Origin of the sequence: Bowmanella dokdonensis, assembly GCF_017254865.1 — a bacterium.
Classification (GTDB): Bacteria; Pseudomonadota; Gammaproteobacteria; order Enterobacterales; family Alteromonadaceae; genus Bowmanella; species Bowmanella dokdonensis.
Genome location: NZ_JAFKCV010000002.1, coordinates 406,047 through 418,851, shown reverse-complemented (window position 1 = coordinate 418,851; position 12,805 = coordinate 406,047). Strand labels below are relative to the sequence as shown.

The window sequence follows — 12,805 nt, the reverse complement described above, 5'->3', positions numbered from 1 at the left end:
TGTTAAAGCTGCCGGTTGATACGATAGCCGCGTCCACGCAGGGTGTCGATGGGCTTTAAGTGTCCCTGGGGATCAAGCTTCTTGCGCAGCCTGCCGATGAATACTTCAATGACGTTGCTGTCCAGATCGAAATCCTGGTCATAGATATGCTCGGTCAGCTCAGTCTTGGAGACAATCTTGTTGGGATTCATCAACAGATATTCGAGCACTTTGTATTCATAGGCGGTCAGTTCCACGTAGTTGTCATGGACATAAACCTCTTCGGCCAGGGTATCCAGGCGGATGGGGCCCCGTTCAATGGATGGGTTGGGCTGGCCGGCGGCGCGGCGGATAAGGGCTTTGACCCTGGCCAGCAACTCCTCGTTGTGAAAAGGTTTGGTCAGGTAGTCATCGGCGCCGGCTTCCAGTCCTTCGACTTTTTCCTGCCATCTGTCCCGGGCGGTCAGGATCAGGATTGGACTGGTTATCTTGCTCTTGCGTACCTGACGAATCAGTTCCAGGCCGTCCATCACCGGCAAACCAATGTCGACCACGGCCAGGTCATAGGGATATTCCTGAAACAAAAAAAGCGCTTTCTGGCCGTCGTCTGCCAGGTCCACACTGTAGCCGTTTTGTTGCATCAGTTGATCCAACTGGGTCAGCAGACGGCTGTCGTCCTCTACTATCAGCACTCGCATCGGTCGGTTTCTCCTTCTGGGGAACGCTTAACGCTTTTCGTCTTTATCCTTGCGCTTGCTGACCTTGCCGGAGTGCTTGTCCACATCCACTGTCACCACGCGCCCGGATTTCTGCAATACCTTCACCCGGTAATTGTCTTTTTTTCTATCCACCTTAAGTACCCGACCGTCCACCTGTTGTCTGGCGCGTTTGGCCGCCTGGGCCTCATCAAGCTGATCCTGGTCCTGTGCCTGCACGGCCCATGTCAGACAGCAACTCAATACCAGTAAAATCAGGGTTTTGCCGCATTTCATTGTATTCACCTTTGACTCGCTTCTGATACCCATTCCATCCATTGACGGTGAAACGGGTACTGCCTGCCAAGTCTACCCCCACAAACAGATAAAATCACTCGCCCCGGGCACAGTCAGTCAACTGAACAGGGCAGGGCTGGCTAAAAGATAACCCGGCAGGAATGAATAAAGGCTGAATAGTGACAGGAAAGGAAAAGAGGGGTAGCCGATACAGGCGGTTTTCAGGCGAGCGGGTTCCGGCACTCGGCGTGAACGCTGAAGCGCTTGCTGAAGGTATAGATATGGACGGACAGGGTGGTGGAGCCCAGTTCATGCCAGAGTTCCTGCTGTTCTGCCGAGGGACAGACCGACTGGCGAAGGTAGTTCTCCTGATATTTCCTGTCCATATCCAGTTTGGCCGGAATCTGGATATAGGCGTTGATGCCGCCATTGACTACCTGAGCGCCCTGAAAATACCAGTCGCCCATCTGAAAGGAGGTGCGGAAGCTTTGGTTAACCCGCTTGAGGGCAACCGTTGACACATGACTCGAATCTTCGGCCAGGCCCCTGGCGGTAAACGAATGGTTTTTCATGCAACCGCCAAGCACGAAGACAGAGAGTAAAATGCCGCTTAGAAGCACATTTTTTACCCGGTTCGCTGTTTTCATCACTTATCTCCTCAATGGCGGGTCATTAAAAGCCTTGCAATAGAGGTATCGGCCCGGTTAAAAAATCCTTTAAGAAGAACCCGAACAATAGCTGACGGGTCCAAGCATTATCGAACGGATGGATAGCAGCGTATGAGCAAAGTGTTGAGTTTCCTGCTGATGGCCAAGGTAAAGATCTTTTCCCACCTGTTTTACCGTGGCAGGGCCAACTGGCTGAGCGAAGAAAAGGAAGAATCCCTGAACCAGGTGAAACTTCTGGTGTTTCTTAACCACACCAGTCTGTTCGAACCCTTGTTCATTCGTTTTGCCACCTGGCGCTTTGTCTGGAATGTGGCGCACCGGGTCATTGTGCCGGGGGCCGATGTCACCCTGAAACGACCCGTGGCCGGTATGATACTCAAAGTGTTATTGCCCGGTTGTATTCCCATTACCCGCAAGCCGGATGAATCCTGGCAGCACTTCCTTTCTCATGTAAGTCAGGAGGTGATTACCGCCATCCTGCCCGAGGGGCGAATGAAGAGGCGCAACGGCCTGGATAAGCATGGCAAGCCCATGACGGTGCGTGGCGGTGTCGCCGAGATTCTGGAGCGGCTGGAAAGCGGCAAGCTGTTGTTTGTCTATAGCGGCGGCCTGCATCATATTCAGTCGCCCGGTGAGCGTTTTCCCAGGCTGTTCAAAACGATTACCGCCAATCTGGAGCTGGTCGATATCGCAGATTACAAGCAATACCTGATTCAGGCAGGTGAGGGCAACTTTAAGTCCAGGGTGGTGGCGGATATGAACCGGCGACTGGACGAATGTGTCCCTTAACGGATGTTCAGCAACATAAAAGGGAGCCTGGGCTCCCTTTTATGTTGTGCTTGTGTGCTTCAACTGACGACCTTACTCCAGTTCGGCCAGGCACATTTCCTCGTAGACTTGTTTACACCAGGCTTTGACCCGCTGTTCGGTGAGTTCCGGCTGCCTGTCTTCGTCGATACCCAGGCCGACAAAATGGTTGTCGTCGGCCATGCCTTTACTGGCCTCAAAATGATAACTTTCAGTGGGCCAGTGGCCTATGACAATGGCGCCTCTGGCCTCGACGATGTCGCGAATCATGCCCATGGCATCGAGGAAGTATTCGGCATAATCCTCCTGGTCGCCGCAACCAAAAATCGCCACCAGCTTGTCGGTAAAGTCAATCTCTTCCAGCTCAGGAAAGAAATCATCCCAGTCACACTGGGCTTCGCCATAGTACCAGGTCGGGATGCCGAACATCAGCAGATCGAAACTGGCGATGTCCTCCTTGCTGCTCTTGGCGATGTCTCGCACGTCGAGCAGGTGTTTCCCCAGCTCCTTCTGGATCATTTTGGCAACATGTTCGGTGTTGCCTGTGTCGCTGCCGAAAAATAGACCCACACTTGCCATAAGTTCAGATACCTCGATATCGCGGGGCTAACCACCCACGCCTGAAGATTGCCAAAATACTTGAATGATGCCTTTTGCCAGGAATCCGGCGGCGCCGAGAAACAGCACCAGGTAAACCACCGCTCTGCCGATCAGCGGCACGTCGTTTTTTTTCAAGACGTCGTGAACGGCGAATCCCATCAGCAAGAACAGCGCCATCAGCGACAGGTTAAGCACAATGGTTTCTATTTGCTCGTAATACTGACTCAACATGCTATTCGTGCCCTGTAGGCCAATGGAACCCTTGTAAAACGGCGCGGACTATAGCATAAACTCCCCGCTGTTGCGAACTAGCAGCGGTCCTGAAAGGCGCGTGCTAGTGCGGCGCAGGGAAGCGCCGCCATTTTCATAGCGCGGTAGCGTATTGAAAATGGGAGGAAAATGGAAATCGCAATTTTCATTTTCCGTTCCAGAATAAGGGCCGTAGCCCGTTTCTGGATGGAACTAACCAGTCCCGTCCGCAGCAATAAAGTCCCTGGCGATTTTATTGAACGCTGCGGGCTTCTCTGCATGCAGCCAGTGACCTGCATCGGCGATGATATGCCCCTGGCTGTTGGGAAACTGCCTGACGATGGCGTCCCGCTGCTGGGCGGTGATATAGTCGGAATTTCCGCCTTTGATAAACAGGGTCGGTCCTTTGAACTGCCTGTCCGAATCCGGCCAGCCGGTTATCTTGTCGTATTCTGCCTGGAGAAGGGGCAGGTTGAAGCGCCACTGCCAGCGTTCTTCGTCCTTTTGCAGGCTCTTTAGCAGGAACTGCCGCACACCCGGTTCGTGGATATGCTCGGCCAACTGGCGATCAGCAGATTGCCGTCCGTCGAGTGCTGCCAGGTTGACATTATTCAGACCGGCAAACACTTCACCATGGCGTTTCGGGTAGGGGACGGGGGCGATATCGGCCACCAACAACTTTACCACCCGGTCCGGATGGTCCAGCGCCAACTGCATGGCGACCTTGCCGCCCATGGAATGCCCCAGCAAGGCCACCTGGTCCAGTTGCAGGCCATCAAGGGTTTCCAGTACCTGTTGTGCATACCGGGCATAGCTAAAGTGGCTGCTGGCTGGTGACCGGCCATGGTCGGGCAGATCCAGATTAACTACCCGGTAGTCTGTCTCCAGCGCCCGCTTAATGCCGTTGAGGTTTTCCAGGCTGCCAAACAGCCCGTGCAGCAGGATCACCGGCTGCCCTTGTCCGCCTTGCTGATAGTTGAGTGTCATCTGCAGACTCCTGTTGCCAAGGGTATCCTTCAGATGCGGCTGTTCACAATGGACCGCCAAGAAAGATAAACTGGCCGCGTTATACCACAGCTGGCAAAGCGTGACGAGATGCAGGGGGCCGGTCAGTGACCTTGCATTGCCAGTTGACCCGGGGTTCGAAGCGGTGGGTATAATGATGCCATTATCCAACAGAAGCAGTACCAGCATGAAAACATTGGAAATTGATGAAGAGCTATACAGATACATCGCCGCCCAGACGCAACATATAGGTGAGAGTGCCTCGGATATACTGCGCCGGTTGCTATTCAGCGATACCCAGCCTTCCGTTGAGGTACTTAACGAATTCCAGGAAGAAGCGATGCCCGAGGGGGATATAATTGCCGCCCTGAGCACCTCGGATGTGGCCAATAAAGGCAGTGCCGTGGAGCGCTTTATCGGCATACTCACCGCCCTGGCTGTTGCGCACGGACAGGATTTCGCCCGGGTGCTGGAGCTGAAGGGGCGAAACCGTACGTACTTTGCCACCAGCAAGGAGGCGTTGTTGGCCGCGGGCAGCAGCACCAATCCCAAGGCCCTCCCCGAGACGGCGTACTGGGTGGTCACTAATAACAATACGCGTAAAAAGGCGGCTATGTTGCAGGAAGTGGCCAGGGTGTTGGGTTACAACGCCAGCCAGAGCCAACAATTGATACAGTTGCTTGATCCGCAGATGGCGGAACAGGCCGATTAATTCAGGCTTTAATTAATTAACAAGGAGACAAGGATGACACTGCATGCATTTGCGGGAAAACCTGCCAGTTCAGATCAGTTGGCCAATATTCCACGACTGGTCGCCGCTTACTACAGCAATAAACCGGACAAGGGCAATCCTGCGCATGCGGTGGCCTTCGGCACCTCCGGGCACCGCGGCAGCTCGGTGCTTTGTACCTTCAATGACTTTCACATTGCCGCCATCTGTCAGGCCCTGGCGGAATATCGTCAGGCCAACGGTATAGACGGTCCCCTGTTTATGGGCATGGATACCCATGCCTTGTCCGAGCCGGCGTTTATCACGGCGGTGGAAGTGCTTGCCGCCAACGGGGTTAAACTGGTAGTGGAACATCAGCGGGGTTATACCCCGACACCGGCTATTTCCTTCGCCATTTTGCAGCACAATCAGGGCCGCGCCAACGGGCTGGGGGATGGCGTGGTTATTACGCCGTCACACAACCCTCCTGAAGATGGTGGTTTCAAATACAACCCGCCCCATGGGGGGCCGGCTGATACCCAGGTGACAAATCAGATTCAGATCCGCGCCAATGATCTGATTGCCCGGGAGCTGCGTGATGTTAAAAGAATGGATTTTACCGCAGCCCTGCGCAGTGGTCAGGTTGTGGAACGCGATTTTGCCACGGACTATATAGATAACTTGGATCAGGTGGTGGACATGCGGGCCATTGCCGATGCCGGACTCAGCCTTGGCACTGACCCCCTGGGCGGTGCAGGGGCTGGCTACTGGTCAAGGATAGCCGAGCGCTACCATCTCAATATTCAGGTGGTCAATCAGCGCATCGACCCCACCTTTGGCTTTATGCATCTGGACAAGGACGGCAAGATCCGTATGGATTGTTCTTCTCCCTATGCCATGGCCGGTCTGATTGAAATGAAAGACAAGTTTGACCTGGCTTTTGGCAATGATGCGGATTTCGATCGCCATGGCATTGTCACCCGCACTGGCGGGTTGATGAACCCCAATCACTACCTGGCTGCTGCCATTGATTATCTTTACCGCCACCGGCCAGACTGGCGGACCAATCTGACCATAGGCAAGACTCTGGTTTCCAGCAGTATGATAGACAGGGTGGCCAAATCCCTTGGCCGGGAGCTGGCGGAAATGCCGGTGGGCTTCAAGTGGTTCGTGCCCCATATGCTGGAAGGTAATATGGGATTTGCCGGAGAGGAAAGCGCCGGGGGAATCTTCCTGCGGCGTGACGGACAGGCCTGGGCCACTGACAAGGACGGCATTATCCTGTGTCTGTTGGCTGCCGAAATCCTGGCCGTGACGGGAAAAGATCCGCACCAGGCTTATCAGCAACTGGCCAGTGAACATGGGGACCCCTGTTACAAGCGTATGGATGTGGCGGCCAATTCGGCTCAAAAGGCCAAGCTCAGTAGTATGAACCCGGATGTGGTGAGCTCAACGCATCTGGCTGGCGAGCCCATCACCCAGATACTGACCCGGGCACCGGGCAACGATGCTGCCATTGGCGGCGTCAAGGTCTGCACCGAGAATGGCTGGTTTGCAGCCCGGCCTTCGGGCACCGAAGCGGTGTATAAGATCTATGCAGAAAGTTTCAAGGGCGAAGACCATCTGGATCTGTTATTAAATGAGGCCCAGCAATTGGTCGATCAGGTATTCGAGGAATAGTTTGTTGCAAGACTGTTTTATATATGTAACTTAAATGTAAATTTATGACGAAAAAAGACCCGATTCGCTGAGTTGGGTCTTTTTTTTAACTAAAAAATAACAAAAACACCATTTTAAAATCCTCCAAAAGCATTAAACTAAATTTATTCTGTAATTTTATTACAAGAGCGGTAGGGAGATTGTCGGTGGTCATGGAAGGCCGACTTCAATCTGATGACGCCAGAAGGCGCAGCCCCGGCTCAGTCGCAAGCTAAATGGAGGCCTCTATGACTAAGGCAAAAAAGAATCCGGAAAAGCAGCAGGATGCCCTGATGCTGAATGATCTGACCAAGAACGATATTAAGCAGGCCATTGTGCGTCACCTGCATTGCACCCTGGGCACCGACGAAAACAAGGCCAATAACCACGCCTGGTGGAAGGCGGCTTGTGCGGCGGTGCAGGAACAGGTGATGGAGCGTCTGCGCAGGACGCAAAAGACTCATTATCTGAACGACACCCGCGCGGTACATTATTTCTCTGCCGAATTTTTGATGGGCCGGCTGATGTCTAATAACCTGCACAACCTTGGCCTGTTTGAAAAGACCCAGCAGGCCATGATGGAGTTGGGGGTCAATCTGACCGATGTGATGGAAGAAGAGCCGGATATGGCTTTGGGTAATGGTGGTCTGGGGCGTCTGGCCGCCTGTTTTATCGATTCCCTGGCGACCCTGCAGATGCCGGCTATTGGTTACGGCCTGCACTATGAACATGGCCTGTTCCGCCAGGAAATCCAGAACGGCGCACAGATTGAGCGACCCGACAGTTGGCGAGATTATGGCAATCCATGGGAAATCTGCCGGCCGGAATCCATCCAGGAAATTCCCCTGTACGGATATGTAGAGACCAAATACGGCGAGAAAGGACAGATGCGCAAGGAATGGCATCCTGGCTCCATCGTCAAAGGGGTACCCTGGGATATTCCGGTGGTGGGCTATGGCGGCAAGACCGTCAACGTGCTGCGTTTATGGGAAAGCCAGGCGTCCGATTATTTCAACTGGGACGTGTTCAACGCCGGCGGTTATGTGGATGCCCAGCGCGAAAATATCCAGGCGGAAACCATCTCCAAGGTGTTGTACCCGAATGACGAAACCGAGGCCGGCAAGGAGCTGCGTCTGATTCAGCAGTACTTTTTCTGCGCCTGCTCTCTCAAGGACATTATCCGCCGTTACAAGCGGGCCCACGGTGACGACTGGAGCCGGTTTGCAGAGCAGGTCGTGATCCAGCTCAACGATACCCATCCGGCGATCGCCATCCCCGAGCTGATGCGTATCCTGGTGGACAGGGCTGAGATGGATTGGGACAAGGCCTGGGATATCAGCACCCGCACCTTCGCCTATACCAACCATACCTTGTTGCCAGAAGCGCTGGAAAGATGGCCGGCGCGCATGCTGGAGAAAATCCTGCCCCGCCATCTGGAAATCATCTATGAGATCAATCACAGATTTATGGAGCGGGTGGCGGAAAAATGGCCCGGCAACGATGCCATGAAACGCAAGCTGTCCATTATCGAAGAGGGCAGCGAGAAGATGATTCGCATGGGGAACTTGTCGGTGATCGGTTCTTTCGCCGTCAACGGCGTGGCGGAAATCCATTCCAGGCTGGTCAGGGAGCAACTGTTTCCCGAATTCGAACAACTCTGGCCCGGTAAGTTAACCAATGTGACCAACGGCATTACGCCAAGACGCTGGCTTAAGGCCTGTAATCCCAAGCTATCGCAGCTCATTTCCAGCAAGATAGGCGAAGACTGGCCACTGCACCTGAACAAGTTACAAGGGCTGGCCAATTTTGCCGACGATACCCAGTTCCAAAATCAGTTCATGCAAATCAAGCATGACAACAAACAGGCTCTGGCGGATGAGGTTAAAAGACTGACCGGGGTGGAGCTGGACGCCAGTATGATCTTCGACGTACAGATCAAGCGTCTGCACGAATACAAGCGTCAGCACCTGAACCTGTTGCATATCCTTGCCCTCTACCGTCGTCTGCTGGAAAACCCAGACTATGATATGCATCCCAGGGCATTCCTGTTCGGTGCGAAGGCAGCGCCCGGCTACAAGCTGGCCAAGGACATCATCTACGCCATTAACAAAGTGGCAGATAAGATCAATCAGGACAAACGGGTTAACCACAAGCTTAAAGTGGTCTTCCTGCCCAATTACCGGGTCAGCCTGGCTGAGAAGATGATCCCGGCGGCAGATATTTCCGAACAGATATCCACTGCAGGAAAGGAAGCCTCGGGTACCGGCAATATGAAACTCGCCCTTAACGGTGCATTGACTGTGGGTACTCTCGATGGGGCCAACATAGAGATTGCCGAAGAGGTGGGCGATGAAAACATCTTTATCTTTGGTCTGACGGTGGAACAGGTCCACAAGATCCAACAAGCCGGTCACAGTCCTTATGACTATTACGACTCAAGCCGCGAGATCAAGGCGATTCTGGATTGGCTTGAGACAGATTATTTCACGCCCGGCAAGCCTGGAGAGCTGGCTTCCGTAAAGCAGAGTTTACTCGATGGGGGCGATCCCTATCTGGTGCTGGCGGATTTTGATGCCTATTCCGAAGCGCAGAAAAAAGCCGACAAGGCTTACAGGGATAAACGGGGATGGGCCCGTAAAGCCATCCTGAACACTGCCAGGATGGGCAAGTTCACCTCGGATCGTTCTATTCTCGATTATGTAGAGCGCGTTTGGAAACTGGCACCCTGTCTGGTGGACTGAGTCAGCAAAGCGCGAGAATTTCGCCGTTTCGCTGCACTTTTACCCTAAAAAGCCCAAAGTTTCCCTTTGGGCTTTTTTTTTACCTGGTACACAGGATAAAATTCAGCCAGCTTACGAGAGGTGTTGTAGTACTCAATGAGTGTAATCTTTCAGTCCCTGGCGACCATTCCTAACCGCTATGCTTTCCTCGATTGCATCCAGCGGGAAGTGAGCCGTGACGTACATCTGTCTCTGCTGCTTATCGATGTGGTCAGATTTTCCGATGTGAGCAGCAGTTTTGGCTATCGGGTCGGCGATGTGATACTTGAGGAAGTAGCCCTTCGCATCAAAAAACTCTTTGGCAAAGATGCGGTTCTTGGCCGGATCAGTGGTGACATCTTCGGCCTGATGTTGCCCGGCATTCACTCGGATATGCAGTTACGGGGATTTTACAGTCACCTTGTCGAACACTTCAAAACCCCTATCAGTTTCGATGAGAACGCTTTTGTGGCGGATTTTAATGTGGGCGCGGTGGCCAACCTGGCCCACAACAAAGACATCAGCCTGCTGTTTTCCGGTGCCGAAAGTGCACTGAAGCAGGCCAAGCAAAACAAATACGATAACTTCCAACTGGTTCGCCTGAGTGAAAAACCGGAGTCCGGCCGGTCGCTGGCACTCAAAGCTGATCTGAAGCGTGCGTTTGCCAATGATGAACTGGAGCTCTATTTTCAGCCCAAGGTAAACCTGCAAAGCCTGCAGATAGTGGGAGCGGAATGTTTGCTTCGTTGGAACCATCCACTGGACGGAATCATAGTGCCTGGCAGCTTCATTGAGGCGGCTGAATCCTACAATATGATGAACGAGGTTGGCTACTGGGTGCTGGAAAGAGCTTTTCGCAGCGCCTTTGAACTGCAAAGCAGGGGCATAGGTCTGAAAGTGTCAGTGAATATTTCACCTACCCAGCTATACGATGCGAACTTTGTCAGCAAAGTAGGCAAACTCGCCCGGCAATATGGGCTGGATTTGAGTAAGCTGGAGCTGGAACTGACGGAAGATGTGGCCCTGTCCAATTCGCTGCTGGTCAAACGCCAGTTGGCCGAGGTCAAGGCGTTGGGGCTGAGTATTGCGGTGGACGATTTTGGGAAGGGCTATTCAAATCTTGCTTATATCCGCGATATTGCCCTGGACACCATCAAGATAGACAAAACCTTCGTAATGGGACTGGACAGCAATCCGGTTAACAAAGCCATTATCCAGGCTTCCCAACTTATCGCCGCCGCCCTGGGTTGCCGGGTGATCGCCGAAGGGATAGAGACAGTCGAACATCTGCATCTGCTCAGAGACATGGGCATAGAGATCGGCCAGGGCTTTCTGTTCTCCAGGGCTGTGCCCTTTGACGAACTGCTTACCCTGACCCAAACGGATTTTATGGTTGGGACTTCACTGGCGTACCGCAGCCGGGTCAGTTGAGAAAAACTCCCCTGGGCATATGCCCTCCAGAGGCCCAATTCTGCTAGACTAGCGCCAATTTTCTACCAGACAGACAGTCATATGCTTGAGACTCAGTTACGTCAGCAAGGAAACTTCCTGCAACTCAGCCGCACTCAGCCGGCGTCCTTTACCAATGAAACGGCATTCAAGCTGGAAAACGGCACGCGGGTGAGCATCACTTCTGCGGGTATCATCAGTTTTACCCCGGCCAATCCGCTGGGTAAGGACATTATCCTTTCCTGTGGAGTACACGGCAATGAAACCGCTCCCATAGAGATCTGTGACGAGCTGGTCAGCTTGCTGCTGCGCGAGGACCTGCAGGCCTGCCATAGGGTGTTGTTCCTGTTTGGCAATCTGCCGGCCATGGACATTGGCGAGCGTTTTGTCGAAGAAAACATGAACCGCTTGTTCAGCGGCGCTCATTCCAAAGGTCCAGGTTTGGTTAACCAGGAAAGACGGCGCGCTCTGGAACTGGAACAGGCGGTGGCGGATTTTTATCAGGCGGGACAGGCCATGGGCCAGGACTATCGTTGTCATTATGATTTGCATACGGCCATTCGTGCCTCCAAAAATGACAAATTTGCCGTCTACCCCTACCGGCACGGTCAGCCCTGGAAAGCCTCCCAGTTGCAGTTTCTGCTTGCTTGTGGGGTGAATACCATCCTGTTGTCCAACGGCCCCACCACCACCTTCAGCTACTATTCCTCCAACGAATTTGGCGCCGATGCCTTTACCGTCGAACTGGGGAAGGTGCGGCCATTTGGTGCGAATGATATGGGCGCCTTTGCCGATGTGAGGGAGACCCTGGAGAAGCTGATCTGCCAGGAATCTGTGGACTTGCCGCCTTACCGGCAGGAAGATTTCCATATTTTCCGCGTCCATCAGGTGATTAATCGCACAAAAGAGGATTTTCGCCTGAATTTTGCCGACGATGTGCCCAATTTTACCGACTTTCCAGTAGGCCATCTATTGGCCGAAGAGCCAGGAGCGGCCTACAGGGTGGAAGAGGAAGGGGAAGCTATTGTCTTTCCCAATGCCAAGGTCGCATTGGGGCAGCGGGCTTTGCTGACGGTGGTGCCGACCTCCATTGAGGCCTGAATGGCGACGGAATCAGAGTGGCAGGTGGGCCGCTCTGAGCTTTTCTACCAGCGCGTCATCGGTCTCCAGACTGGCTGCCAGATAGGTGAGTTGCTCCAACTGAGGCAACATAAGTTCAAAGGTCACTTGTTCAGGGCTGAGATTATGCTTATCGAGCAGATCCTGGATCGCAGCCGGATCATCAATAACAAAATCCACTTTTCCTTTTAGTAACAGTTCCCAGGATTGCTGGATATCGGCGGTCAAAAGCAGATTATCATCCTCCCTGAAGCCCAGGTCTGACAATACTTCGACTGCTACATCCTTGCGCTGCACGGCTGTCAGATAGATTTTGGCCTGCTGCGCATTCTCCAGTTTCAGCGAGGTGTGGCGGGTCAGTTTCATAAAGCCCAGGCTGTAGCGGCCTACCGGCGCTATCCACTTGAACTGGCTTTCCCGTGCCGGTGTGCGTGCCATGGCATAGATGAGGGTATTGGGGCGGACCAGAGCCAGCTCATAGGCCCGTGCCCAGGGAAACACGTGAAATTGTCCCTCGAGACCGGCTCGCCTTAGTAGATCACGGACCCGTTGGGTGACCGTGCCGCTGACCCTGCCATCCACCAGGGTTTGGGCTGGCGGAGAGAGCTCTGTCACTACAAACAAGGGATTGGCTGCCCTGGCTGATAAGACAAACAAAGAGCTCAACAGGCAGAGCAGAGTAACGCTTGCCGCAGGGGAAAAGCGAGTGAGGGAAAAAAGACTCTTCATCCAGGGGCTTAAAACTGCTATATGTGACTGAGACTCAGGCTA

Annotated in this window: 13 protein-coding genes; 6 read left to right on the top strand and 7 right to left on the bottom strand. The window is 53.5% G+C overall.

Annotated features, from left to right (window positions below; translation table 11 throughout):
* Positions 1-2: 2 nt before the first annotated feature.
* From J0A66_RS05130 to J0A66_RS05120, 3 genes are all read right to left on the bottom strand, one after another.
* Positions 3-677: a response regulator transcription factor gene (locus J0A66_RS05130; protein WP_206572705.1), complete on the bottom strand. Its 675-nt coding sequence runs from the start codon at positions 675-677 to the stop codon at positions 3-5.
* A gap of 27 nt (positions 678-704) precedes the next feature.
* On the bottom strand, positions 705-971 hold the full coding sequence (locus J0A66_RS05125; protein ID WP_206572704.1) for a PepSY domain-containing protein: 267 nt from the start codon (positions 969-971) through the stop codon (positions 705-707).
* A 221-nt stretch (positions 972-1,192) separates the two neighbouring features.
* Entirely contained in the window at positions 1,193-1,618 is a 426-nt protein-coding gene (locus J0A66_RS05120) for a hypothetical protein (protein ID WP_206572703.1), read from the bottom strand.
* Between the two features lie 132 nt (positions 1,619-1,750).
* Between J0A66_RS05120 and J0A66_RS05115 the strand changes: the two genes are divergently transcribed.
* Complete coding sequence (locus tag J0A66_RS05115; RefSeq protein WP_206572702.1) at positions 1,751-2,428, top strand: 1-acyl-sn-glycerol-3-phosphate acyltransferase; 678 nt, start codon at positions 1,751-1,753, stop codon at positions 2,426-2,428.
* Positions 2,429-2,500: 72 nt separating this feature from the next.
* Here J0A66_RS05115 and fldA read toward each other — a convergent pair whose 3' ends face one another.
* The 3 genes from fldA to J0A66_RS05100 form a co-directional block, all read right to left on the bottom strand.
* Entirely contained in the window at positions 2,501-3,025 is a 525-nt protein-coding gene (gene fldA, locus J0A66_RS05110; protein WP_206572701.1) for a flavodoxin FldA, read from the bottom strand.
* A 27-nt stretch (positions 3,026-3,052) separates the two neighbouring features.
* Positions 3,053-3,277 (bottom strand): DUF2788 domain-containing protein, encoded by a 225-nt coding sequence (locus J0A66_RS05105; RefSeq protein ID WP_206572700.1) that lies wholly within the window; start codon positions 3,275-3,277, stop codon positions 3,053-3,055.
* Positions 3,278-3,508: 231 nt separating this feature from the next.
* Entirely contained in the window at positions 3,509-4,282 is a 774-nt protein-coding gene (locus J0A66_RS05100) for an alpha/beta fold hydrolase (protein WP_206572699.1), read from the bottom strand.
* Between the two features lie 205 nt (positions 4,283-4,487).
* Here J0A66_RS05100 and J0A66_RS05095 point away from each other — a divergent pair, with 205 nt between their 5' ends.
* The 5 genes from J0A66_RS05095 to astE all read left to right on the top strand — a co-directional run bounded on the left by J0A66_RS05095 (position 4,488) and on the right by astE (position 12,016).
* Entirely contained in the window at positions 4,488-5,012 is a 525-nt protein-coding gene (locus tag J0A66_RS05095) for a Negative modulator of initiation of replication (RefSeq protein ID WP_206572698.1), read from the top strand.
* A gap of 33 nt (positions 5,013-5,045) precedes the next feature.
* Positions 5,046-6,689 carry a phosphoglucomutase (alpha-D-glucose-1,6-bisphosphate-dependent) gene (gene pgm, locus J0A66_RS05090; protein ID WP_206572697.1) on the top strand — a complete coding sequence of 548 codons (1,644 nt, stop codon included), beginning with the start codon at positions 5,046-5,048 and terminating at the stop codon, positions 6,687-6,689.
* Between the two features lie 311 nt (positions 6,690-7,000).
* A complete protein-coding gene (locus J0A66_RS05085; protein WP_241264045.1) occupies positions 7,001-9,448 on the top strand; it encodes a glycogen/starch/alpha-glucan phosphorylase in 2,448 nt (815 codons plus the stop codon).
* A 135-nt stretch (positions 9,449-9,583) separates the two neighbouring features.
* On the top strand, positions 9,584-10,897 hold the full coding sequence (locus J0A66_RS05080) for a putative bifunctional diguanylate cyclase/phosphodiesterase (RefSeq protein WP_206572695.1): 1,314 nt from the start codon (positions 9,584-9,586) through the stop codon (positions 10,895-10,897).
* 81 nt (positions 10,898-10,978) lie between these two features.
* Positions 10,979-12,016, top strand: a complete 1,038-nt coding sequence (gene astE / locus J0A66_RS05075) for a succinylglutamate desuccinylase (RefSeq protein ID WP_206572694.1) — start codon at positions 10,979-10,981, stop codon at positions 12,014-12,016.
* 12 nt (positions 12,017-12,028) lie between these two features.
* Here astE and J0A66_RS05070 read toward each other — a convergent pair whose 3' ends face one another.
* Positions 12,029-12,763, bottom strand: a complete 735-nt coding sequence (locus tag J0A66_RS05070) for a substrate-binding periplasmic protein (protein WP_206572693.1) — start codon at positions 12,761-12,763, stop codon at positions 12,029-12,031.
* Positions 12,764-12,805: the final 42 nt, after the last annotated feature.

Coding starts and splice junctions, on each gene's coding strand:
- J0A66_RS05120 (WP_206572703.1), bottom strand. CDS start 1,618: ATGAAAACAGCGAACCGGGTAAAAAATGTGCTTCTAAGCGGCATTTTA.
- pgm (WP_206572697.1), top strand. CDS start 5,046: ATGACACTGCATGCATTTGCGGGAAAACCTGCCAGTTCAGATCAGTTG.
- J0A66_RS05105 (WP_206572700.1), bottom strand. CDS start 3,277: ATGTTGAGTCAGTATTACGAGCAAATAGAAACCATTGTGCTTAACCTG.
- J0A66_RS05080 (WP_206572695.1), top strand. CDS start 9,584: ATGAGTGTAATCTTTCAGTCCCTGGCGACCATTCCTAACCGCTATGCT.
- J0A66_RS05125 (WP_206572704.1), bottom strand. CDS start 971: ATGAAATGCGGCAAAACCCTGATTTTACTGGTATTGAGTTGCTGTCTG.
- J0A66_RS05115 (WP_206572702.1), top strand. CDS start 1,751: ATGAGCAAAGTGTTGAGTTTCCTGCTGATGGCCAAGGTAAAGATCTTT.
- J0A66_RS05130 (WP_206572705.1), bottom strand. CDS start 677: ATGCGAGTGCTGATAGTAGAGGACGACAGCCGTCTGCTGACCCAGTTG.
- J0A66_RS05095 (WP_206572698.1), top strand. CDS start 4,488: ATGAAAACATTGGAAATTGATGAAGAGCTATACAGATACATCGCCGCC.
- J0A66_RS05100 (WP_206572699.1), bottom strand. CDS start 4,282: ATGACACTCAACTATCAGCAAGGCGGACAAGGGCAGCCGGTGATCCTG.
- J0A66_RS05085 (WP_241264045.1), top strand. CDS start 7,001: ATGCTGAATGATCTGACCAAGAACGATATTAAGCAGGCCATTGTGCGT.
- astE (WP_206572694.1), top strand. CDS start 10,979: ATGCTTGAGACTCAGTTACGTCAGCAAGGAAACTTCCTGCAACTCAGC.
- J0A66_RS05070 (WP_206572693.1), bottom strand. CDS start 12,763: ATGAAGAGTCTTTTTTCCCTCACTCGCTTTTCCCCTGCGGCAAGCGTT.
- fldA (WP_206572701.1), bottom strand. CDS start 3,025: ATGGCAAGTGTGGGTCTATTTTTCGGCAGCGACACAGGCAACACCGAA.